The organism is Streptomyces sp. SS7 (genome assembly GCF_037993025.1).
Taxonomy (GTDB): Bacteria; Actinomycetota; Actinomycetes; order Streptomycetales; family Streptomycetaceae; genus Streptomyces.
On sequence record NZ_CP141223.1, the window covers coordinates 7,898,028 to 7,920,139 of the forward strand.

At 71.2% G+C, this 22,112-nt stretch carries 32 protein-coding genes; all 32 read left to right on the forward strand.

What is annotated here, in order from left to right:
• Position 1 precedes the first annotated feature (1 nt).
• Positions 2-355: a hypothetical protein gene (locus U5640_RS36265; protein WP_340382276.1), complete on the forward strand. Its 354-nt coding sequence runs from the start codon at positions 2-4 to the stop codon at positions 353-355.
• Positions 343-984, forward strand: coding sequence for a hypothetical protein (locus U5640_RS36270; protein ID WP_340382278.1), 642 nt, complete (start codon positions 343-345; stop codon positions 982-984). Before U5640_RS36265 ends, U5640_RS36270 begins: the two co-directional genes overlap by 13 nt.
• A complete protein-coding gene (locus tag U5640_RS36275) occupies positions 981-1,208 on the forward strand; it encodes a hypothetical protein (RefSeq protein WP_340382280.1) in 228 nt (75 codons plus the stop codon). Before U5640_RS36270 ends, U5640_RS36275 begins: the two co-directional genes overlap by 4 nt.
• Positions 1,205-1,732 carry a hypothetical protein gene (locus U5640_RS36280; protein ID WP_340382282.1) on the forward strand — a complete coding sequence of 176 codons (528 nt, stop codon included), beginning with the start codon at positions 1,205-1,207 and terminating at the stop codon, positions 1,730-1,732. Before U5640_RS36275 ends, U5640_RS36280 begins: the two co-directional genes overlap by 4 nt.
• Positions 1,733-1,753: 21 nt before the next feature.
• Positions 1,754-2,011, forward strand: coding sequence for a hypothetical protein (locus U5640_RS36285; protein WP_340382284.1), 258 nt, complete (start codon positions 1,754-1,756; stop codon positions 2,009-2,011).
• Between the two features lie 128 nt (positions 2,012-2,139).
• Positions 2,140-2,682 carry a hypothetical protein gene (locus tag U5640_RS36290; RefSeq protein WP_340382286.1) on the forward strand — a complete coding sequence of 181 codons (543 nt, stop codon included), beginning with the start codon at positions 2,140-2,142 and terminating at the stop codon, positions 2,680-2,682.
• On the forward strand, positions 2,679-3,398 hold the full coding sequence (locus U5640_RS36295) for a hypothetical protein (protein WP_340382288.1): 720 nt from the start codon (positions 2,679-2,681) through the stop codon (positions 3,396-3,398). The genes U5640_RS36290 and U5640_RS36295 overlap by 4 nt, the downstream gene beginning before the upstream one ends.
• A gap of 163 nt (positions 3,399-3,561) precedes the next feature.
• Positions 3,562-3,804 carry a MerR family transcriptional regulator gene (locus U5640_RS36300; protein WP_340382290.1) on the forward strand — a complete coding sequence of 81 codons (243 nt, stop codon included), beginning with the start codon at positions 3,562-3,564 and terminating at the stop codon, positions 3,802-3,804.
• A gap of 166 nt (positions 3,805-3,970) precedes the next feature.
• Entirely contained in the window at positions 3,971-4,411 is a 441-nt protein-coding gene (locus tag U5640_RS36305) for a hypothetical protein (RefSeq protein ID WP_340382292.1), read from the forward strand.
• 376 nt (positions 4,412-4,787) lie between these two features.
• Positions 4,788-5,372, forward strand: coding sequence for a hypothetical protein (locus U5640_RS36310; RefSeq protein ID WP_340382294.1), 585 nt, complete (start codon positions 4,788-4,790; stop codon positions 5,370-5,372).
• Positions 5,373-5,389: 17 nt separating this feature from the next.
• Positions 5,390-5,608: a hypothetical protein gene (locus tag U5640_RS36315; protein ID WP_340382296.1), complete on the forward strand. Its 219-nt coding sequence runs from the start codon at positions 5,390-5,392 to the stop codon at positions 5,606-5,608.
• A gap of 191 nt (positions 5,609-5,799) precedes the next feature.
• Positions 5,800-6,009, forward strand: a complete 210-nt coding sequence (locus U5640_RS36320; protein ID WP_340382297.1) for a hypothetical protein — start codon at positions 5,800-5,802, stop codon at positions 6,007-6,009.
• Positions 6,010-6,164: 155 nt separating this feature from the next.
• Positions 6,165-6,647 carry a phage terminase small subunit P27 family gene (locus U5640_RS36325; protein ID WP_340382299.1) on the forward strand — a complete coding sequence of 161 codons (483 nt, stop codon included), beginning with the start codon at positions 6,165-6,167 and terminating at the stop codon, positions 6,645-6,647.
• Between the two features lie 18 nt (positions 6,648-6,665).
• Complete coding sequence (locus tag U5640_RS36330; protein ID WP_340382301.1) at positions 6,666-8,489, forward strand: terminase TerL endonuclease subunit; 1,824 nt, start codon at positions 6,666-6,668, stop codon at positions 8,487-8,489.
• A 10-nt stretch (positions 8,490-8,499) separates the two neighbouring features.
• On the forward strand, positions 8,500-8,691 hold the full coding sequence (locus U5640_RS36335) for a hypothetical protein (protein ID WP_340382303.1): 192 nt from the start codon (positions 8,500-8,502) through the stop codon (positions 8,689-8,691).
• Positions 8,691-10,733 carry a phage portal protein gene (locus tag U5640_RS36340; RefSeq protein ID WP_340382305.1) on the forward strand — a complete coding sequence of 681 codons (2,043 nt, stop codon included), beginning with the start codon at positions 8,691-8,693 and terminating at the stop codon, positions 10,731-10,733. The genes U5640_RS36335 and U5640_RS36340 overlap by 1 nt, the downstream gene beginning before the upstream one ends.
• Complete coding sequence (locus U5640_RS36345; protein WP_340382307.1) at positions 10,730-10,930, forward strand: hypothetical protein; 201 nt, start codon at positions 10,730-10,732, stop codon at positions 10,928-10,930. Before U5640_RS36340 ends, U5640_RS36345 begins: the two co-directional genes overlap by 4 nt.
• Positions 10,927-11,664, forward strand: coding sequence for a hypothetical protein (locus tag U5640_RS36350; RefSeq protein WP_340382310.1), 738 nt, complete (start codon positions 10,927-10,929; stop codon positions 11,662-11,664). The genes U5640_RS36345 and U5640_RS36350 overlap by 4 nt, the downstream gene beginning before the upstream one ends.
• Positions 11,665-11,716: 52 nt before the next feature.
• Positions 11,717-12,910: a phage major capsid protein gene (locus tag U5640_RS36355; protein ID WP_340382312.1), complete on the forward strand. Its 1,194-nt coding sequence runs from the start codon at positions 11,717-11,719 to the stop codon at positions 12,908-12,910.
• Between the two features lie 53 nt (positions 12,911-12,963).
• A complete protein-coding gene (locus tag U5640_RS36360) occupies positions 12,964-13,359 on the forward strand; it encodes a hypothetical protein (protein ID WP_340382314.1) in 396 nt (131 codons plus the stop codon).
• A gap of 9 nt (positions 13,360-13,368) precedes the next feature.
• Positions 13,369-13,746, forward strand: a complete 378-nt coding sequence (locus U5640_RS36365; protein WP_340382316.1) for a hypothetical protein — start codon at positions 13,369-13,371, stop codon at positions 13,744-13,746.
• 21 nt (positions 13,747-13,767) lie between these two features.
• A complete protein-coding gene (locus tag U5640_RS36370) occupies positions 13,768-14,364 on the forward strand; it encodes a hypothetical protein (protein WP_340382318.1) in 597 nt (198 codons plus the stop codon).
• The gene (locus tag U5640_RS36375; protein WP_340382320.1) at positions 14,361-14,705 is read left to right on the forward strand and encodes a head-tail adaptor protein; all 345 of its coding nucleotides are present in this window, start codon (positions 14,361-14,363) and stop codon (positions 14,703-14,705) included. Before U5640_RS36370 ends, U5640_RS36375 begins: the two co-directional genes overlap by 4 nt.
• Positions 14,698-15,039: a hypothetical protein gene (locus U5640_RS36380; protein ID WP_340382322.1), complete on the forward strand. Its 342-nt coding sequence runs from the start codon at positions 14,698-14,700 to the stop codon at positions 15,037-15,039. Before U5640_RS36375 ends, U5640_RS36380 begins: the two co-directional genes overlap by 8 nt.
• Complete coding sequence (locus tag U5640_RS36385) at positions 15,039-15,212, forward strand: hypothetical protein (protein ID WP_340382324.1); 174 nt, start codon at positions 15,039-15,041, stop codon at positions 15,210-15,212. The genes U5640_RS36380 and U5640_RS36385 overlap by 1 nt, the downstream gene beginning before the upstream one ends.
• Before the next feature lie 4 nt (positions 15,213-15,216).
• Positions 15,217-15,609, forward strand: a complete 393-nt coding sequence (locus tag U5640_RS36390) for an HK97-gp10 family putative phage morphogenesis protein (RefSeq protein WP_340382326.1) — start codon at positions 15,217-15,219, stop codon at positions 15,607-15,609.
• Positions 15,606-16,034 carry a DUF3168 domain-containing protein gene (locus U5640_RS36395; protein ID WP_340382328.1) on the forward strand — a complete coding sequence of 143 codons (429 nt, stop codon included), beginning with the start codon at positions 15,606-15,608 and terminating at the stop codon, positions 16,032-16,034. The genes U5640_RS36390 and U5640_RS36395 overlap by 4 nt, the downstream gene beginning before the upstream one ends.
• Before the next feature lie 43 nt (positions 16,035-16,077).
• Positions 16,078-16,512: a phage tail tube protein gene (locus U5640_RS36400; protein WP_340382330.1), complete on the forward strand. Its 435-nt coding sequence runs from the start codon at positions 16,078-16,080 to the stop codon at positions 16,510-16,512.
• A gap of 17 nt (positions 16,513-16,529) precedes the next feature.
• Positions 16,530-16,940, forward strand: coding sequence for a hypothetical protein (locus U5640_RS36405; protein WP_340382332.1), 411 nt, complete (start codon positions 16,530-16,532; stop codon positions 16,938-16,940).
• Between the two features lie 14 nt (positions 16,941-16,954).
• Positions 16,955-17,248, forward strand: a complete 294-nt coding sequence (locus tag U5640_RS36410) for a DUF4035 domain-containing protein (RefSeq protein ID WP_340382334.1) — start codon at positions 16,955-16,957, stop codon at positions 17,246-17,248.
• Positions 17,226-18,818 carry a hypothetical protein gene (locus U5640_RS36415; RefSeq protein ID WP_340382335.1) on the forward strand — a complete coding sequence of 531 codons (1,593 nt, stop codon included), beginning with the start codon at positions 17,226-17,228 and terminating at the stop codon, positions 18,816-18,818. The genes U5640_RS36410 and U5640_RS36415 overlap by 23 nt, the downstream gene beginning before the upstream one ends.
• 3 nt (positions 18,819-18,821) lie before the next feature.
• Complete coding sequence (locus tag U5640_RS36420) at positions 18,822-22,100, forward strand: hypothetical protein (protein WP_340382337.1); 3,279 nt, start codon at positions 18,822-18,824, stop codon at positions 22,098-22,100.
• Positions 22,101-22,112 lie beyond the last annotated feature (12 nt).

Sequence of the window (22,112 nt, forward strand, 5' to 3'; positions counted from 1 at the left end):
CATGTACGACAGCACCAGAGCACGCCGGACCAAGACCGGGTACGGCACCTGCGACGACTGCGGCAGACGCGTCCTGTACGCCCTCACCACCAAGCACCGCAAGATCATCGCCGTCGACCCGCCCGAGGACCTCGGCGGCAACCAGGCGGTCAGCGTCAAGGACACCGTGTACTGGACGCGCCAGCTCACCATGGACCGCCCCCGCGCCGAGGAGCGCGAGGTACTGCGCAAGCCGCACATCGCCAGCTGCCCCGTCGCCCAGGCCCGGGCCCGCGCGGCCGCCGCAGCCCGCCGCCGCACCACCGGCCGCACCACCACCGGTGTCCGCCCCAACCCCACCTGGTGGCGTCGATAACCCACCCGTCCCAGGCCACCCAGGAGCAGATCATCGCCCTCCTGCGCGCCGGCAAGACCCAGCGGCAGATCAAGGCGCAGCTGCACGTCGGCTCGTCCCGCGTCGCGTCCGCCCGCCAGGCCGCCGGCATCACGCCCGCCCCGGCCAGGGCCCGCAAGATCAGCAGCGAGGAGCGCCGGGCCGCCATCGAGGCCCGCTACCCGCGCGTCGCCGCCATGCTCCGGGCGGGCATCAGCCACCGGAAGATCACCGCTGCCACCGGCGCCACCGCGCCCACGATCACCAGCGTCCGGCGCGCCCTGCAGATCCCCGTGCCCCAGTCCTCCAACCCCGCCCGGACCATCCCCGAAGGCCTCGCCCTCCACACCGAGGCGTACGGCGACGGACACGCCCGCTGGAACGGCCCGCACACCCGCGGACAGCCTCAGCTCTGGGCCGAGGGCAGAGTCTTCAGCGCCCGCCGCGAGATCTTCCGCGCCCACCACGGCCGCGCCCCCGAAGGCTACGTACGCGCCACCTGCGAGCAGCCCGGATGCATCGGCGCCGAGCACCTCGCCGACGACCGCCTCCTCGCCGAGGAGCAGCTGGACGCCCAGTTCGAAGCGATCTTCGGGACCGATGCCCCATGACGCCCTACCAGGTCTTCATCGTCTCCGCCGTCGGAGGCCTCGCCGGTGTCCTCGGCGCCGCAGCCCTGGCCGCCGCCTGCTACGGCATCGGCATCGTCACCGTCCGCGCGTTCGATCACCTGTACGAAAAGCGGCAGCAGTGGCGAGACCGCCGCGCCGGCCGCACCGCCCGCCGCGAGTTCGACCGCATCACCGCCCTCTACGACACCGAGGACCCCAGATGATCACTGCCACGGCAACGGCATGCGAGCCCGGCCGCTTCTGCCCCGACCACGCCACCGACCCCGCACTGCTCGCCCTCATGGCGGCCGCCGTCATCGGGATCACCCTGTTCGCGATCGCCGCCGTGCTCCTGGTCTGCGTCTTCGACCAGGCCGGCCGCCGCATCCACCGCCACCTCACCCGCCACCGGCGCGCCGCCCGGCACTACGCCGCCGCCATCAGCCGCGTCCGCACCGGACACACCCGCCTCCCCAACGGCCTGTGCGGCTACTGCTACGTGCACTGGCCGTGCCCCCTGCTGTGCAGACTCGCCGGCCCGCCCTGCGGCCCCGACTGCTCGGACTGGCACGCCCCGCTCCCCGAGCCCATACCGGCCCGCCCGCACCGGGACGTCATGGCGAGCGCCGTCGAGGACTGGTGGCGCGACACCGACCCCACCGAGGACCGGGCCACCGGGCCCGACATCGCCGCGCACGTCGAGATGTACCTCACCAGCAGCGGCTACCACATCACCCCCAACCCCTGACCCCGCCGGAGACGAACGATCATGAGCAACCCCCCGGCGGTGGACGCCCTCCTCGACGCCTACACCGAGCAGCGCCAGGCCCTGCGCCGCGTCCTCGCCCTCATCGCCTGCCACCCCGACCACATCGCCACAGACCCCGCCTTCGCCCTGCGGGCCCTCGACACCCACCCCACCTGCATCGCCGTCTGCCCACCCGGCTGCACCGGCCTGTGCACCGAGACCGCACACCCCGCCCTCATGGCTCGCTACCACGCCCTCGACATCCGCCGCCCCCACTGACCCCGCCTCGCGCGCGCGTACGCGCCTGCGATCGTGCGCGCGCAATCGCAGGCACGCATGCGCGCGCGAGACCCGACCCCTACCCGCCAGTACGAATGGCCGAACCGCCCCGGCCGGAAAGAACGATCATGGCCCCCTGCTGCGCCCGCACCGACGACCACACCCACGACATCCGGATCCGCTCCACCCTCGACCCCCGCACCCGCACCCCCGCCTGCCTCCTCGACTGGGGCCTCGCCGTGCAGACACTCCTCACTCCCGACGTTGTCGTCACCACAGCCCGCGACCTCATGAACGCGGCCACCCACGCCGAGACCGACATCGCCTTCCTCGACTGGTGCCGCACCACCCTCAAGGTCGACGCACAGACCGCCGGCCACATGCTCCTCGACATCCGCACCGCACGCCCCACGCCCACCGGCAAGACCGCCCTGCGCATCGAAGCCGTCGCGGGCATCCGCACCGGCAACCCCCTCGTACATGTCGGCCGTGGCTCCATGAAGGCCGAACTCACCCCCGACGAAGCCCGCACCATGGCCGTCGACTGGACCAAGGTCGCCGTCGCCGCCCAGATCGACGCCCGCCTGCGCTACGCCCTCGGCGAGTGGGACCGTCTCACCGCCGCCGACATCGAACACCTCTTCACCATCCTGCAGAGCGTCGACCGATGACCGCCTGCGGAATCTGCCCGCGCACCGCGCCCGACGGACACCACCTGTGCCCGCTGTGCGCCGACGACATCCGCGGCTGGCTCGCCGAACTCCCCGGCCAGGCCCGCCTCCTCGCCGAGGAACTCACCCCGGCGGCCGCCCCGGGCCAGGGCCGGATCGGCGGCACCGGCCGCGCGCACTCACCCGTCCCCGTCGACCTCCGCGTCCTGGTCCTCCTCGGCCCCGGCCACCCCGGCCCGGTCGGCGCACCCGACGACGACACCGACCGCACCGTCCCGATCGTTCCGTTCCTCGCCGGATGGGCCGGCCACATCGCCTACACCTACCCCGCCGTCCACCGCGACCGCCACGGCACCGAACACACCGGCCCCTGCGAGCAGGCCCAGGCCACCGGCGGCAACAGCATCACCGCCTGGTGCGCCTGGCTCACCGCCTACCTCCCGTACACCCTCACCGTCCCCGCGGCCGCCGAGCTCCACCAGCAGCTCGACGACCTCATCCACCGCGTCCGCCGCCTCACCCACACCGAACCCCGCAGCCACCCCCGCGCCGCACCCTGCCCCGTCTGCGACGACTTCGCCCTCGCCCGCACCGACGGACGATGGGAGATCCACTGCACCGGCTGCGGCCACAACATGACGCCCGACGACTACCAGCAGCACGCCACCCGGTTCCTCAAAGCCGCCCAGGCCACACACCAGGAAACGGCCGCCTGACACCCCTTCGGCGTGTTCCCGCTGGACAAGATCGCCACTTAGCGTCAACCTGGTGCCAACAGCACACGTGTGCCCACGGGTGTGCTGGACAACTGAATAGCGGCAGCCCCCGGACCACACACGTGCCCGCCGGGGGCTGCGTCGCACCCGGGAGGAGGCGACCATGCCCGACCTCTACACCGGCACCCAGGCCGCCGAGCTCGCCACCCGATGGCGGCGCAGCATCAGCGCAGACGCCGCCGCAGTCAGCGTCTCCGCCATCTGCCAATGGGTACGGCGCGGCCACCTCACACCCGCCGGCCTCGACGACCAGGGCCGCCGCCTCTACGCCCTCCCCGACCTCGCCCGCGCCGAGAAGAAGACCCGCAACCGCGCCCTGCGCCTCGTCGGCATCGGCGCCCACTAGCCCCCGCTGCCCGGGACGTACGACCACGGTTCGGTGCGGCCCCCGTCGTACGGACAGCGCCCGGGCAGCGGGCCACAACCCCGTCACAGCACCGTCACAACCCCACCACGGCACTCAACCCCGCCCCATGATGGCCCCTCAGCCTCAACACCCCCGGGGGGACACCGTGAGCCAACAGCCGCACCCAGAGCCGCCCAGACCCGCCGCGCCCGAGCCGCCGAAGAACAACCCCAAGCAAGTCGCCATCGGCTGCGTCATCATCCTCGCCCTCATCGCCGGCGTCATCGGTATCGCCGTAGCGATGATGGACAGCAGCAACGGCGGAGACGGCAAACCCGGCGACCACGCTGCGGCCATCATCTGCGAGGACTTCGTCAAGCAGCGCCTGAAGTCACCCTCCACCGCAGACTTCCCCGGCGTCACCGACGCCGACTACGCCAAGACCACCACCCTCAGCGACACCAAGCCGTGGAAGTACAAGGTCACCGGAGTGGTCGACAGCCAGAACGGCTTCGGCGCCATCGTGCGCTCCGCCTACGTGTGCACCGTGTCCACCAAGGACAACGACACCTGGACCCTCAACGACCTCGACATGACCCAGCGCTGATCCCGCAGCTACCCATTTGAGGCGCCCCGGCGCCGACCGCCAGCGGCCCCGTACCACCCAGGTGCGGGGCCGCACCCATCCCGTACCTCGGAGGACCCCATGGCCCGTACCGCCACAGTCGGCGACGTCGTCCTGGTCGCCGTCGACCCGCTCAAGAACAACGGCGCCCAGACAGCGCCCGCCCTGGTCACCCGTACCTGGTCCGGCACCAGCATCAACGTCCGTGTCATGTACGACCAGGACGTCCCCCGGAGTGGCGCTGCTCCCTGGTCCATGCCGATGTCCTGCCCGACGCCGACCCCGACCACCCCGACCAGGCATGGCGATACCGCTGGACCTGGCCCACCGAGGACACCGACAGCAAGGACGCCTCCGCGTGAGCAGCGAGCCCCCCGGCGAGATCTACATCACCCGCGAGCTCGGCCACGGTGTCACCGTCCGCCACGCCCCGCCCTGTGCCCTCCTCAGCCTCCGCGCGCTCCTGGAGCGGGGCTTCATCAGCCTGCACGCCCCGGACACCGTCAACATCGCCGACCAGGTCCTCTACCGGATCACCGGCTACAGCATCGAGCACCAGGCCCTCACCCTCGAACTCCTGGAGGACTGGCGGGCCACGCCCACCGCGCCCCTGAGCGAGGCCGAGGTCGAGGCCATCAAGACCCGCTGGCGCGAGACGTACGGCAGAGCAGACGCCGCGCACCACGTCGACGTCATCACCCCGGCGGTCCCGGCCGACGAATGGGCCACCGACCACATGCTGCACCTGTTCAACCAGATCGAGCGTCGGCCGACCCCCGCAGCAGATGACGAGGGCCGTCACTGGATGGAAGCACGCAAGACCGGCCTGGCCATCGCTGTGTGCAACTGCGGCTACTCCTCCGGGTGGATCCCCCGCAGCACACTGCCCGGGCGCATGCGCCTGCTCGCAGACCACGGCACACCCGTCCGCACCGAGCCCTGACCGCCCCAGGAGCCCCCATGGCACGCCTACAGATCATCGAGTTCCCCGCTGCCTGCCCCGAGGTCGCCACGCTCGACAGCACCCCGGCCAGCCCGCCGTTCGCGCTGATCCTCGACGACCTGGACGAGCAGACCGCGAACGCCTTGCGGTCCCGCCCCGAGGCCCTCAACGCGTTCGCCAAGCAGTGCGGCGCCCGGGCTGTCGGAGTGTTCCACTTCCCCGTCGACCTCGGCTGACCATGCCTACGCGAGCACCTCGCCCGTGCACGACGACAGGGTGCCCGGGCACGCCCGTACGGGGCTCGGCCAAGTGCGCTGACTGCCTGGGCCGCTCACGCCGTGACCGCCCCTCGGCCACGGCCCAGGGCTATGGGCGCGAGCACCGCGACCGCTTCCGCGCCGGCGTCCTGGCCAAGCACCCGAGCTGTGTGTGCACCGAGGAGGAGCACGGGCACGGCTCGCCCTGCGGTGCGCCCACCGAGCATGCCGACCACCACCCGCTGTCCAAGCGCGAGCTGCAGGCGCGCGGCCTGGACGAGCACAACCCGAACTACGGGCGAGGCCTGTGCCACCCCTGCCACTCCAAGGAGACCGGCCGCAACCAGCCGGCCGGGTGGAACGACGCGCCGCCGTTCTGACGGAGCGTGACGGGGGAGGGGGCCTCAAATTCCTGGGGAGGGGGACGGGGGAACGCGGGGGGGAGCCCGGTGTCGCGCTGACAGGTTTCCGGATCCGCCGTACCGGGACCGCCCGCCGTAACAGATTGTGACTGCCGTGAAGGCTGGAGGTGATCATGGGCAAGCGGGGACCAGCGCCCAAGCCCACGCAGCTGCGCGTGCTGCACGGCGACCGCAAGGACCGGATCAACGCCGACGAGCCGCAGCCGTCCGCCGGCGAGATCGCCGCGCCCGACTGGCTCGGCGACCGCGCCCTGGAGGTCTGGGACGCCTACGCCCCCGACCTCGAGGCGAAGCGGGTGCTGACCGCCTGGGACGTGGAGGCGTTCGCCGCCTGGTGCGACGCGGTCGCCCGCCGGCGCGACGCCGCCGAGCACGTCGACGAGGAGGGCGCCGTCGTCGAGATGCCGGTCTTCAACAAGAACGGCGAGGAGACCGGGACACGCCGCGGGAAGAACCCGTGGCTGCTCGCCCTCGACGCTGCCGATGCCCAGGTCCGCACCTACGGCGCCCGCTTCGGCCTGACCCCGTCCGACCGCGCAGGCCTGAAGATCCCGAACGAGGGCGATGGGCTGGGGGCCGAGCGGCTGCTGTCCTGACCCACCCGTGGAGGCGCCATGTCCCCGGCAGCACCGACACGGCGCCCGGCCCGAGCCAAGACCGCCACCCGCCCGGGCCGCACGACCAGGCGGCGCGTGCTGCGCGTCGACCACAACAAGCGCTGGCGGCCGAACAGCCGGCGCGGTGGGGTGTGCGGGTACACCCTCGACGGCAAGACCTGCAGCAGGCGCGGGGCGCACTACTGCGAGCCGCGCGCCGACAAGGTCGTGAAGTTCTTCGCCGAGCTGCTCATCCACCCCGCCGGCGCGCTCGCCAACACCCGCTTCGAGCTCGCGCCGTGGCAGGAGCACGAGATCATCCGGCCGCTGTTCGGCGAGGTCCACTGGTCGGAGCAGTGGGGCCGCTACGTCCGCCGCTACACCCGCGCGACGATCGTCATGGCCCGCAAGAACGGCAAGTCCGCGCTGCTGTCGGGCATCGCGCTGTACATGCTGTGCGGGGACAGCGAGGAGTCCGCGGAGGTCTACTGCGCGGCCGCCAACACCCGCCAGGCGGGGAAGGTGTTCGAGCCCGCGGTCAAGATGATGCGCAAGTCGCCGATCCTGGCCAAGCGGCTGACGCACATCAAGAACATCCGCCGCCTGGTCGACGAGAAGACGTCCAGCCACTACGAGGCGATCCCGTCCGACGCCGACAACGAGCTCGGCCACTCGCCGCACTGTTTCATCCTCGACGAGGTCCTCAGCCAGCCGGACGCGACGCTGTGGGACGCGATGGTGACTGGGGCCGGCGCGCGGCACCAGCCGCTGATGCTGGCGATCACGACCGAGACGAAGGACGGCACCAGCTTCGGCGCCGACATGATCGACGAGGCCGACCGGGTCATGGAGGACCCGGCCCGGGCTGCGCATCACTTCGCGTTCGTGCGGAAGATGCCGCGGACCGTCGACGACCTTGAGCGGCTGTGGCGGCTGTTCCCCGCGCGGCCCGAGCTGCCCGTGTCGACCGACCCGTGGGACGAGGCGAACTGGGCGTGGCCCAACCCCGCGCTGGGGACGTTCCTGGCGGTCGCGGCCCTGCGGCAGGACGCCGCCGAGGCCCGCAACGATCTGTCCAAAGAGAACGCGTTCCGCCAGTTCCGGCTGAACCAGCGCGTGAGCCAGGTGACGCGCTGGCTGGCCATGGACCTGTGGGACGCGCGGATCGGTGAGGTCGCGCCGACCCCGGACTGGATCCGCGGCCGCCTGAAGGGACAGCGCTGCTGGGGCGGCCTGGACCTCTCCAGCAAGCTCGACCTGACCGCGTTCGCACTCACCTTCCCCGACGGGTCGGTGCTGTGGCGGTTCTGGCTGCCCGAGACCGTCGTCGAGCAGCTCGACGAGCACACCAACGGCCGCGTCTCACAGTGGGTGGCCGAGGGGTGGATCACCGCCACCGAGGGCGACACGATCGACTACGACCGGATCTACGACGACGTCGCCGCCGACCACAAGGCCTTCCGGATCGTCGACATCACCTACGACAAGTGGAGCGGTGAGCCGGTACGGCAGGCGATCGTCAAGCGGACCCGGCTGAAGATGATCGAGTCCGACACCACCTACCTGCGCATGACCGGCCCCATGGGCGAGCTCATGCGCCGGCTGAAGGCCGACGAGCTGCGCCACTTCGGCAACCCCGTCGCCCGGTGGATGGCCGATGTCGTCGAGAAGAAGAGCCCGCGCGACGACCCCGACCGGCAGCGCCCGGTCAAGCCCGACCGCGACAAGACCGGCAAGCGGATCGACGGCATCCCCGCCCTGCTGTTCGCCCTGGACGGCGCCATGCGCGGCATGCCCAAGCCGTCCGTCTACGAATCCCAGGGCATGGCCCTGAACTCCTAGGAGGTGACGGGTGGACCGCTTCGACGTCCTGGTGCTGCTCGGTGTGCTGCTGGTCTGCGCCGGGCTGTGCCTGCTCGCACCGTGGCTCGGCCTGACCGTGGCCGGCGCCCTCGTGCTGGGCGTCGGCCTGGTCGGCGCCGTCGCCCGGGAGAAGGCCGACGTCACGCGCGAGCTCATCAAGACGCAGGGGGGTGAGCGGTAGTGGGGATCGTCCGCTCGGCGCTGCGGGCCGTGGCCCGGGCCACGGCCGGCCCGCTGTCCGGCGTCGCCACCCCGGAGAAGTGGGTGGTCGACTGGTTCTCCGGCGGCACCGCCAACTCCTCCGGGGTGCGCGTCGACCACGAGACCGCCCTGACCTACGCGCCGTTCTTCGCCGGCGTGCGCGTCATCGCCGAGGACCTCGGCCTGCTGCCGTTCTTCCTCTACGAGCGCCTGGCCCGGGGCAAGCAGCGCGCCACCGGGCACCCGCTGTTCCCGCTGCTGCACGACGCCCCCAACGACATGATGACCGCGATGGCCTTCAAGGAGGCCCTGCAAGGCCACGCGCTCACCTGGGGCGGTGGCGCCGCGTACGTCGTCACGCACCCGCGCACGGGCGTGATCGAGGAGCTCTGGCCGCTGCGGCCGGACCGGCTCCACCCGCGCGTGCGGTACATGGGCAACGGGCGCGCGGAGCGCTGGTTCCAGTACCTCGACGACGCCAACGGCATCTACCGCAACCTCGCCCCGGGCGAGGTGTTCTACGTCAACGGCCTGGGCTACGACGGCCTGCGCGGCTACTCCGTCGTCGAGTACGCCGCGAACTCCATCGGGCTGGGCCTGGCCACCGAGCACTACGGCGCGAAGATTTTCAGCAACGGCGCGGCCCCGGCCGGTGTCCTGTCCCACCCCGACAACCTGTCTCCCGAGGCCCGTAAGCGCATGGCCGACGACTGGGACAACATCCACCGCGGCATCGACCGGGCGCACCGTGTGGCGATCCTGGAGGAGGGCGTCACCTGGCAGGCCGTCGGTCTGCCCAACGACGCCAACCAGTTCCTGGAAACCCGCAAGCTCCAGGTCACCGACATCGCCCGCTACCTGCGGCTGCCCCCGCACAAGATCGGCGACCTCGACCGGGCGACTTTCAGCAACATCGAAGAGCAGCAGCTCGACTACGTGTCGTCCGCGCTGGCCGCATGGCTGACCCGGTGGGAGCAGGCCGTGCTCACCCAGCTCCTCCTCCCCGAGGAGCGCGCCCGGTACTTCCCCGAGCACCTGGTCGACGCGCTGCTGCGCGGCAACACCATGGCCCGCTACCAGGCCTACGCCATCGGCCGTCAATGGGGCTGGCTGTCGGCGAACGACGTCCGGGAGAAGGAGAACCTCAACCCGGTCGACGGCGGCGACGCCTACCTGATCCCGCTCAACATGATCCCCGCGGGCGGGCGCGCCGCGCTGCCGGAGCCGGAGCGGGCCGCGCTGCAGCGGGCCCGGCTCATCTCCGGCCGGCGGGGCGCGCGCGTGCGCGCGAACCTCGCCGACGCCTGGGCGCCGAAGATCGCCGAGGCCGACCAGGAGGTGGCCGACCTCGAACGGGAGAAGGTGGGCGAGCTCCTCGACGAGCACCTGCCCGAGGACGGCGGCCGCGGCCACCGCTCGGTGTGGACGTTCGTCAACGCCCTGCGCTCCCTGTACGCCGAGGACGGGCCGATCGGCGAGCGGATGACCGCGCTGTGGCTGCCGCTGTTCACCGCTTTCGCCGCGGACGTCGCCGTCGACGCCGCCGAGGAGGTCGGTCACGAGGACGACGTCGACCTGTCGACGTGGGCGCACGGGTACGTCCTGGGGCACGTCGCCTACCGGCTGGCCACGTCGTTCGGGCAGCTGCGGAAGATCGCCGAGGACGGCGACGGCGACCGCGACCAGGTCGCCGAGGACGTCGCCGCCCGGCTCATCAAGTGGCAGACCGAGCGGCCCGAGCAGACCGCCCGGTGGGAGTCGAGCCAGCTGCCGAACGCGGCCGCGCGCGAGACGTGGAAAGACGCCGGCGTCACCACGCTGAAGTGGGTGACGCAGGGCTCGGCGCACTGCCCGTACTGCACGAAGCTCGACGGCCGCGAGACGGACATCGAAGTCCCGTTCATCGCCAAGGGCGACGAGCTCGACGGCGACGAGGACAACGAGAAGTACGTGGCCAAGCGCAACACCTTCCACCCGCCCATCCACGCCGGCTGTCAGTGCCAGCTGGTGCCGGTCGTATGAGGCCGCTGATCGAGCCGGGCCGCTGCTCGGCCTGCCAGCAGCGCGCCGAGCGCGGCCGCTCGGGCGCCTGGTGGCACGAGCGCGGCGCGTCATGCGGCAGGAACACCGCCCGCTTCGAACCGCTCGACGAGCCGGGCCAGCGGCAGCAGACGCCGCCGCGCGACCGCCAGATCCGAACCCCAGGGAGGGACCGATGAAGGGCCAGCGGCACTACATGCGCGGCTACGTGCTGCGCGCCGACGACAACGGCGGCGACGACACAGCGGGCAAGCCGCTGACGATCGTCGCCGCGACCGAGGGCCGCAAGGGCGACGGCATCAACCTCACGATGAAGGGCGCCGAGCTCGGCCGCTTCGAGGCGAACCCCGTGCTCGGCTACGGGCATTCGTACTGGGGCCGCGACGGCCTGCCGATCGGCCGCTCGGACAAGACGTGGATCGATGGCGAATCGCTGAAGATGAACCTCCTGTTCGACCAGGAGGACGAGTTCGCGCGCAAGGTCGAACGCAAGTACCGCGGCGGGTACATGAACGCCTTCAGCATCGGGTTCGACGTCTGGAACATCGACGACGCCGGCACCCCCGAGGGCTGGGAGCTGTTCGAAGTCTCGGCGGTCCCGCTGCCGATGGACCCCAACGCGGTTGTCGAGTCCGGCCGCGCCGACGAACTCGCCCTGGCCCGCGCCCTGGCCGCGGGCGGCCCGGGCGGCGAGGCCTTCGCCCAGGCCGTCATGGCCCAGCTGATGGGCCCGCACCGTGCGGGTGCCGTCCTGTCCAAGGCGAACAAGTCCCTCGTCCAGAACGCCGTGACCGCGCTCAACGCCCTGCTCGACGCCGCCGGCGGCACGGACGACGAGGCCGACGACGAGGCCCGCGCAGCCGCGGCCGCGCACGAGGCGCGGCTGCTGCGGCTGGCCGGCATCACCCACTGACCCCGCCCCCGCGACCGGGCGGCACACCCACACCCAGGAGGGGACGGAGCACATGACCACCCTGAAGATCCGTGAGCTGAAGGCCAAGCGCACGAAGCTCGGCGCCGACGCCAAGGCGATCATGACGGCGGCGACCGACGCCGGCCGCGCGATGACCGCCGAAGAGAACCAGTCCTTCGACGCTCTGATGGACGAGCGCGACCAGCTTGACGCGACGATCGAGCGGGCCGAGAAGCTGCTGGACGACGACCGCGACCAGCTCGACGACCTGCCCGACGACGCCCAGCGCGGCGACGCGCAGCTGAAGGCGTTCCGCACCTACCTCCTCAACGGGCGCCACGCGCTCAGCGAGCAGCAGGTGCGTGTCCTCAACGCCGGCAGCGACCCTGAGGGCGGGTTCCTGATGGCGCCGCAGCAGTTCGTGCAGCAGCTGCTGCAGAACGTCGACGACATGGTGGCCCTGCGCCGCCTGGGCACGGTGCAGCAGATCACGACCGCCGAGTCCCTGGGCGTGCCGACGCTGGACACCGACCTCACCGATGCGGACTGGACGTCGGAGCTCGCGACCGGCAGCCAGGACGACAGCCTGCGGTTCGGCAAGCGGGAGCTGCGCCCGAACCCGCTCGCGAAGCGGGTGAAGATCTCCCGCACGCTCCTGCGGCGCGCGGCGATGAACCCCGAGACCATCGTGCGGGCGCGGCTGGAGTACAAGTTCGCCATCACGCAGGAGAAGGCGTTCATGACGGGCGACGGCAACAAGAAGCCGCTCGGCCTGTTCACCGCCTCCAACGACGGCATCCCGACGTCGCGGGACGTCGTCACCGGCCTGGCGACCGGCTTCACCGCGGACGGCCTGATCGACGCCAAGTACACGCTCAAGAGCCAGTACTGGAACAAGGCCCGCTGGCTGTTCCACCGCGACGCGATCCGGCTGATCCGCAAGCTCAAGGACGACAACGGCCAGTACGTGTGGCAGCCCGGGCTCGCCGCCGACCGGCCGGACGTCATCCTCGAAGTGCCGTACGAGGTGAACGAGTACGTCCCGAACACCTTCACCAACGGCAACTACGTCGGCATGATCGGCGACTTCTCGTTCTACTGGATCGTCGACGCGCTCTCCATGGACATCCAGCGCCTGGTGGAGCTCTACGCCGAGGCCAACCAGGTCGGGTTCATCGGCCGGCTGGAGACCGACGCCATGCCCGTCATGTCCGAGCCGTTCGTCCGGCTCAAGGCCTCGACCTGATCGGGCACCGCCCCGGAACCCCTGTCGGCACCACCTGATCCGGAAGGAATCTCATGAGCAGGACCGATCTGAAGAGCCACATCAGCGTGGCTCAGTCGCTCGCCCCGGCGAGCCGTACCACCACCGTCAACGGGACCGGCGTCGACCTCACCGGGTTCGACGCCGCGACCGTCGTCCTCGATCTCGGCGCGATCGGCGGCACCACGCCGTCGTTCACCTTCGAGGTCCAGGAGTCCAGCGACAACAGCAGCTTCACCGCCGTGGCGGCCGCCGACCTCGACAGCGGCCAGCCCGCCGCCGTCACGGCCGGCGGCGCCGTCGTCGAGGTCGGCTACCGCGGCATCAAGCGCTACCTGCGCGCCGCGATCACCGCGGCGACCGGCACCACCCCGACCCTGCTGTGCTCGGCCACCGTCGTCCGCGGCAAGCCGCGCAAGCTGCCCGCCTAGGAGCCACTGATGCGCATCACGATGAAGTCGCTGTCCGCCCACCCGGACGGCACGCTGGAGAACGGCAAGACCTACGAGGTCCCCGGCCAGTGCAGCCGCGCCCGCGCGCGGGAACTCCTCGAGGGCGGCTACGCCGTCCGCGCCGACGAGGACCTGGCGGCCGCCGACCCCGACCCCGTGCCGGACGGCGACGGCGACAAGCCGCTGGAGAAGCGGACCGTCGAGCAGCTGCGCGTGTACGCGGCCGACCACGGGATCGACCTCGGCGACGCCGCGAAGAAGGCCGAGATCCTCGACGCGATCACGACCGAGCTCGCACGCCGCGAGGCCGACGCAGACGACGACGGCGACGGCGACGGCGACGGCGACGGCGACGGCGGGGCGTGAGCCCAGGGAAGGGGTGGAGCCGTGGCATACGCCGTTGCTGAGGAACTGCGGCTGCTGCTGCGGCTCCCGCCCTTCACCGCCGACCAGGAGGCCACCGCAGTGCTGCTCCTGGACCTCGCCGAGGGCGTGATCGACGACGAGACCGGCCAGGCCCTGGAGCAGTCCACCGACACCGTCGTCCTCGACAGCCCGACCCGGCAGGACCCGTGGCCGGACGTGCCGGGCACCGGCTCACACAAGCTGGTCCTGCCGCGCTGGCCCGTCACGGCCGTCACCTCGGTGACGATCCTGAACGACAGCGGCACCGACGAGGACCTGGTCCAGGGCGCCGACCACGATTACACGTGGTCGGCGGCCGGCATCCTCACCCGCGTCAACGGGTGGTGGCCCACCCACGACCGGTCCGTCCAGGTCCTCTACACCGCAGGCTTCGACCCCCTGCCCAAGGTGCTGAAGGGCATCGCGCTGCGGCTGGCGGCTGGCGCCTGGGCCAACCCGCTGCTCGCCAGCAGCGAGAGCCTGGGCGACCACTCCATCGCGTTCTCCGCCGACGCCCTCGGCATGGTCCTCTCCGGGGCCGACAGGAAGGCCCTGGGCCGCTACAAGGCGCGCACGTGATCGGCCACTGGCTGAACCGCCAGCTTGAGGTGTGGCGGCCCCAGACGGCCGACGACGGGCACGGCGGCGAGACCACCGCCCTGGCCCTGCAGCCCGGCCCGGTCGCCGCCAAGGTCGACCAGCCCGGCGCCTCCGAGGGCGGCACCGGCGCGGCCACCGCCGGCGAGAACACCCACGACATCTACCTGATGCCCGGCGCCGACGTCCGCCGCCTCGACGAGCTGCGCGACCCGGCCACCGGCGAGGCCTGGACGGTGCGGCACGTCGTCGCCCCGTCCTCCACCCGCTACCGCAAGGCGCAGTCCCTGCTCATCCAGACCGAAGGGGAGCCCGATGGCTGACCTCACCACCACCAAGATCTCCGTGGCCACCGGGCTCGTCGACGTCGCCGCGGCGGCGACGGCCGCGAACGCCGGCGGCGACACCGCCCTCGTCGGACCGAACCGCTTCCTCTACGTCAACAACGGCAGCGGCTCGTCCGTCACGGTCACGCTCACCACCCCGGGCACGGTGTCCGGGCTGGCGATCGCCGACCCCACCTACGCCGTGGCAGCGGGCAAGCACGCGATCATCCCCCTGACCAACGTCTTCCGCGGGGCGCTCGGCCGGGTGGCGGTCGCCTACAGCGCCGCCACCTCCGTCACGGTCCGCCCGTTCGAACTGGCCACCAGCTGATGGCGGCCGACCCGGTCGAGCCGCAGCGCCCGTACGTGGGCGCCGAGGCGCACGAGTGCAAGCAGCGCGCCGAGGACGCACGGCTACCCCTCAACGAGCGCCAGGTGTGGGCGATGCTCGCCGTCGCCGCCGAGCTGCGCATCATCCGCAAGCACCTACGACGCGGGGGGTGACACCGTGGCCCGCAGGGGACGAGCGCACGTCACGATCACCGGGATCGCCCGGCTGCGCGAGCGGCTGCAGGACCTGCCCGACGAGATCAAGCAGGCCCTCGCCAAGGGCGTGAAGGAGTCCGCGGAGGCCGTACGCGACGACGTCCAGCGCCTGGTCCCGGTCGACCAGAGCGGCCGCGACAGCCACCACCTGAAGGACACCGTTGACATCCGCTACCGGGAGGAGGGCCTGGTCGCGGACGTCGGGTGGTTCAACCCCGACGACTACTACGCGGTCTTCCTGGAGTACGGCACCCGCAGCCGGCCGGCGCAACCGTCGCTGCACCCGGCCCTGGAAGCCGAGCGCCCGCGTTACCGGGCGCGCCTGAGCGACGAGGTGCGGAAGGTCCTGCGATGACAGCACCCGTGCCGGGCCTGGCCGCCCTGCCCGTACGTGACGCGGTCCTGGCCGCGCTGACTGCGGACGAGACCCTGATGGGCCTCGTCCAAGGGGTGAAGGACTTCGTGCGCGAGGACGAGCCGTATCCCTACATCCACCTCGGCGAGTCGGTTGAGACGCCGGCGAACGCCCACGACCGCTTCGGCAGCGAGGTCCTGCAGACGCTGCACATCTGGTCGAAGTACCGCGGCTACGCCGAGGCCCTGACGATCGCCGCCCGGGTGCTGCAGGTCCTCGACCACCATCCGTTGACCGTCGACGGCTACGTGTGGACGTGGACGCGGTTCGTGTCGCAGCAGACCCTCACCGACCCCGAGCCCCCGGGCGACATCCGGCATGTGCCGATGTCGTTCCGTATCGGCACCGAGGTCGCTCCCACCTGACCACCCATCCCGGCCCCGGGCCGGAGAAGCCAAGGAGGACGCCATGGCCGGGCTCGACGCATTCGGCACGCAGTTCAAGAGGGACTCCACGGGCAGCGGCTCGTTCCTGACCATCGCCAACGTCGAAGACATCTCCGGGCCGTCGAGGTCGCGCGAGGCCATCGAGGTCACCGCCCACGACTCCCCCGACAAGTACCGGGAGTTCACCAAGGGCCTCAAGGACGGCGGCGAGGTCGAGATCACCATCAACTACGACCCGTCCGCGACAAGCCACCAGGCCCTGGACGACGACTTCGAGGAAGACGGCCTGCGCGACTACCAGGTGGTGGTGCTGCCCGGCACCACCAACGAGTGGACGTGGCAGTTCACGGGGCTCATCACCGACGTCGGGGACGAGTTCCCCCACGACGACAAGATGGAACGCAAGGTCACCTTCAAGATCAGCGGCAAGCCGACGCTGACCGCGACCGGCGCCTGACGGGGAGGGACAGGGCGATGGCACTTCTGGGCAAGCAGCAGATCAACGCGGCCGTGGACCGCAAGTGGGAGGACCTCGACGTTCCCGAGTGGGGCGGCGAGGTCCGGCTCATGGCACTGTCGGCGGCCGACCGGGGCTACATCGAGGCAGGTTCGGTCGTTGCCAACGGCCAGACGCCGCAGCTCAAGGTCGAGTCCCTCAAGGCGTACCGCGAGAAGCTCGTCGGCATGTCCATGGTCGATGAGAACTTCGAGCGCCTCTACACCAACAAGGAGATCGCGGCGGGCGAGCTGGGCAAGAAGGACGGGGCCGTCATCGAGCGGCTTGCGGCCAAGGTGCAGGAGCTTTCGGGCATGGGCCGGTTCGCGGTGAAGGACGCCGAGGGAAACTCCGGCGCCGCCCAGAGCGGCTCTTCCGCTTCCGGCTAGCGGAGCATCTCGGGATGACGGTGGCCGACCTGGAGTCGCGGCTGGATTCGGCCGAGCTGACCGAGTGGATGGCGTTCGAGAGGATCACCGGCCCGCTCGGCCGACGCCGGGGCGACATCCAGGCGGCGACCATCGCGGCCACCATCGCCAACGCCAACCGGGGCAAGGGCGGCCGGAGATTCACCGTGTCGGACTTCCTGGTGCCCTACGGCGTCGAGAAGAAGAGCCCGGAACAGATGCTGGCGGCGATCCGCGGCATCAACCGTTCGATGGGAGGTGAGGAGCGTGGCGGACGAGGTGAGGATTGAGATCGCCGCGGACATGGGCAACACGTCCGCGACGATCGACGACGCGGCCGGCAGCCTGGGCACGCTGGAGGACGCGGCGTCCTCCGCCGACGGCGCCCTCGGCGACGCGGACAGCCAGGCCGGCGGTCTGACCGGCAGTATGGAAAAGGTCGGCATCGGGGCGCTCGGGGCGTCCGCCGCGTTCGCCAGCATGGGCGACATCGTTGACGGCGCTGTCGACCTGTGGAACACGGGAGAGCGCCGGGCCGACGACCTGGCGCGGGCCCAGAACGACGTCGCCCAGGCAGCCCTCGACGTCAAGCAGGCCAACGAGGACATGAAGCAGTCCCAGATCGACGCCAACCAGGCACAGCTGGACGGGGTCCAGTCCGGGATCGATCTCAAGCAGGCCCTGCTCGACCAGAAGAGTGCGCAGCAGGACTACAACGATGCGGTCAAGGAGTTCGGGCCGAACTCGCTGGAGGCCCAGCAGGCCGCTATCGACCTGGAGCAGGCGGACGCCGACGCGACGCAGGCCAAGATCGATGGCAAGCAGGCCACCGAGGACTACAACCAGGCCCAGATCGACGGCAAGCAGGCGACGATCGACGCCAGTAACGCGCAGCTGGACCTCAACGAGGCCCAGCGTAACGTCGTCGGCGCCGGCGTGATGGGTTCCTGGCTCGGCGTCATCTCGCAGGTCGGCAGTGCTCTGTTCGGTCTGGTCGGGACCTTCGCCCTGTTCGGTGCCGAGACCCTCGCCACCGCCGCGACCGCCGTCGCGTCGGCCGTCGCCACCGCCGCGGCGTGGGTGGGCAGCTGGATCGCCATGGCCGCCTCCGCCACCATCAGCGCCATCACCATGGCGGCCGCGTGGCTGATCTCCATCTGGCCCATCGCCCTGATCGTCGCCGCCGTCATCGCCCTGGCCGCGGTCATCATCGCCAACTGGGACACCATCAAGGCGTGGACCATCAAGATCTTCAACGCGGTCTGGTCCTGGCTGAAGGGCCTGTGGGACACCGTCGTCTCCGGGATCAGGACGGCCATCGGCTTCATTGCCGACATCTTCTTCCGCTTCGCGCCGCTCGGGATCATCATCGCGAACTGGGGCGGCATCACCGGCTGGATCAGCCGGACATGGAACACGGCCGTCGACCACGTGTCCGGCGCCGTACGCCGCATCGGAGGCTTCCTCAGTGGCATGTGGGGCGGCATCACCACCGGCCTGCGCTCAGCCCTCAACGGAGCCATCGGGCTGATCAACAGCGCCATCGGCGGAATCAACAGCCTGATCTCGGGCGCCAACCGGGTACCGGGCGTGAACATCCCGCACGTCCCCTACATCCCCTACCTCGCCTCCGGCGGCATCACCACCGGCCCGACCCTGGCCATGATCGGCGAGGGCTCCGAGCAGGAGGCCGTGCTGCCGCTGTCCAAGCTGCAGGGGCTGCTCGACCGGACGGCCGGCGGCGGCCGCCTGCAGATCGGGTTCGACGACCCCGGCGGCGACGACTTCCTGACCTGGCTGCAGGAGAAGATCCGCGTACGCCTGGGCGGCGACGTCACCCGTCTCGGAACGGAGGGATGACCCATGGCCGACTGGCCGCTGCAGCTGACCGGCGAGATCCTCGTGGACGGCCTCTGGCAGCCCGTCTCCCTCCGCCAGGATCCCATCATCACCATCACCCGCGGCATGACCTCCGAGGGCGCCCAGGCCCGCCCGTCCAGCGCCACGGTGGTCCTCGACAACCGCAGCAAGGCGTACAGCCCCCGCAACCCCCGCAGCGAGCTCTACGGCAAGCTGGGCGGGTACACCCCGTTCCGGCTGCGCGTCGACGACGTCCCCACCGCCCCGGCCGCCGAGCTCACCGACACGTTCACCCGTACGGTCAGCAACGGCTGGGGGACGTCCGACTCAGGGGACGACTGGGTCATCTACGACCCCAACGCCGTGTCGCCGCCGTCCTCGGACTACTCCGTCGGCTCGGGCGCCGGCCTGATCAACCTGAACGTCCTCAACTCCTCGCGCTACATCCGCAACGAGGACGTCTCGATGGCGGACTTCGACGCCACGTTCGCCGTGACGACGGACCAGCGGGCGCAGAGCAGCAACACCGAGCTGGCGGTGTTCGCCTCCTTCGTCGGGCGCCTGGACCCCGTCGCCCACACCTACTACCTGTACAACGTGGGTTTCCGCACGGACACCGGCCTGCCCGGCAACCAGGGCCTGCGGATCGCCGTCAACATCGTCAAGGTCGTCAACGCCACCTCGGTGTTCCTCCAGGTCCAGAAGAGCGTGCCGGGCCTGACCTACACCCCCGGCACCCCCGTACGCGTGCGCGTGCAGGCGGTCGGCTCGGACCTGCGGATGCGGGTCTGGGCCGACGGCAAGAGCGAGCCCGCCGGCTGGCACGCCCAGGCCTGGGACGACGGCATCACCACCGGCCAGGTCGGGGTCCGCGCGCAGAACACCGCGACCAGCACCACCATGCCCTTCAACGTCCGCTTCGACGACCTGACCGTGGCCGCACCGGTCACCGACACCGGCGCGGTGCGCCTGGCCGGGGAGATCGCCGCGTGGAAGCCGCAGCGCGACCGGTCCGGGGCGAACGTGTTCACCGCGATCGAGCCGGCCGGGCTGCTGCGCCGCCTGGGCACCGGGCAGCCCGCCCTGAGGTCGCTGATGCGCCGGCACATCCCGCCGCTCTACCCCTTGTCGTACTACCCGTTCGAGGAGGGGGCGCAGGGCGACACCCGGGTGGCCGACGCCACCCTGGGCGCCGGCGTGGGCGCGCTGGCAGTGCGGGGCATGACGTTCGGCCAGGAGTCCACGCTGCTGGGCAGTGGCCCGCTGCCCGTCCTCACGGAGACCGCGGGCATGTCCACCCCCGGCACCGCGATCCCCGCGGAGTCGACCGGGTCATGGGCCATCGACATGATGGTCCGGCTGACCACCTCCGGGTACCCCACCGATGCGGCCGAGCACACCATCCTGCGCTGGCTCACCGCCGGGTCGACCGCGCAGATCTACGTGCTGTCGGTGCTCCTGGACGCCGGGGCCCACCGGATGCGGCTGCGGGTCTACGACGCCACCGACACTCAGCTGACCTCCGCGTCGGTCACCAGTGAGACCGCCGTCGCGGCCGGAGCCCCCGGGTTCCTCGACGGCTGGCGCCGACTCGAGGTTCAGGCCGTCCAGAACGGCACCGCCACCGACATTCAGTTCCGGTGGGAGGACACCACCGGGGCCGGCTACTTCACCACCGTCAGCCTCGCCGCGACCAGCACGGGCCGTATCTCGCGCGTCGTGACCAGCTTCGGATCCGGGGTCAAGGGGATGGCCATCGGCCACCTGACCACGTGGGGCGTGGTCACCGAGACCGCCTACTTCCACACCGGCCTCGACGGCCTCGGGCTGGGCAGCGGCTCGGCCATGGACGGCTGGCGCGGTGAGACCGCCCGCAACTTCCTCGACCGCCTCGCCGCCCAGCAAGGCGTCCCGCTGGAGATCACCGGCCGTGGCGGTGAGCGCCTCGGCCCGTACCCGCCGGGCACCTTCCTCAGCATCCTGCAAGCCGCGGCCACCACCGAGATGGGCCTGCTCACCGACCGGCGCGACGCGCTCGCCCTGAAGTACCAGACCCGCGAGAGCCTCTACAACAAGCCGGCCGCCCTCGTCCTCGACTTCGCCAGCGGGCAGATCTTCGACCCGTTCGACCCCGAGGACGACGACCAGGCCGTCCGCAACCAGATCACCGCCCGACGCCGGCAGGGATCCGAGGCCACCGCCACCCTCGACACAGGCAAGCTGTCTGTCCAGCCACCGCCCGATGGACTCGGCGTGGTCGACACCGCGCCCGAGGTCATCGTCGACAGCGACGACCAGCTGCCCAGCCAGGCCGGATGGCGCCTGCACGTCGCGACCGTCGACGAGATGCGCGTCACCAAGCTGACGCTGAAGATGGGCAACCCGCGCATGCGGGCCCTCGTGAACAGCGTGCTGCTCCTCGATGTCGGATCCCGCGTCCAGATCATCAACACGCCCGACGAGTACGGCCCGGACGGTTTCGATCTGCTGGTCCTCGGCTACACCGAGACCTTCGCCACCGGCCGCTGGGACATCACCCTCAACTGCACGCCCTACCAGCCCTACAAGGTGGCCGGCCGCGCGTACTACGAGGACTTCGAGGACACCACCTTCGTGCTGCCGTACGCCAGCGGCGGCACCGCGGCCTGGACCAGGTCCACCGCGCACTTCAACAGCGGCACCACCTCGCTGCGGTCCGGGACGATCACCAACAACCAGACGTCAGACGCGATCTTCACGCTCCCGCCCGGGGCCCGGGAGCTGCGCTTTTGGTACTGGACGTCCAGCGAGGCCTCCGGCGTCGGGTTCGAGGGGGACCGCCTCCTGGTCCTCGTCGACGGCACGCAGGTGCTCCGGGCGCAGGGCACCACCGGGTGGACCCAGGCGATCGTCGACGTCACCGGCAAGAGTCAGCTGATCTTCCGGTACATCAAGGACAACAGCGCGAGCTCGGGCGAGGACGCGGTCCACGTCGACGACATCAGCGTCACCGGCCTGGCACCACCGCGCCGGGGCAGCGCCGGGTCACGGCTCGCCGCCGGCGTCACCGCCACGGCGACCGCCCTGAGCGTCGAAACCACCCTCGGCCCCCTGTGGACCACCGACCCGGTCCACTTTCCCTTCGACGCGAGCCTCGGCGGCGAGGTCGTACGCGTCACTGCGATCACCGGGGCCACCTCCCCGCAGGCCTTCACCGTCGTACGGGCCGTCAATGGCGTCAGCAAGGCGCAGACGGCCCTCACCGCGGTCAGCCTGAACGAGCCCGCCGTCCGCGCCCTCTGAAACGGAGGCCCT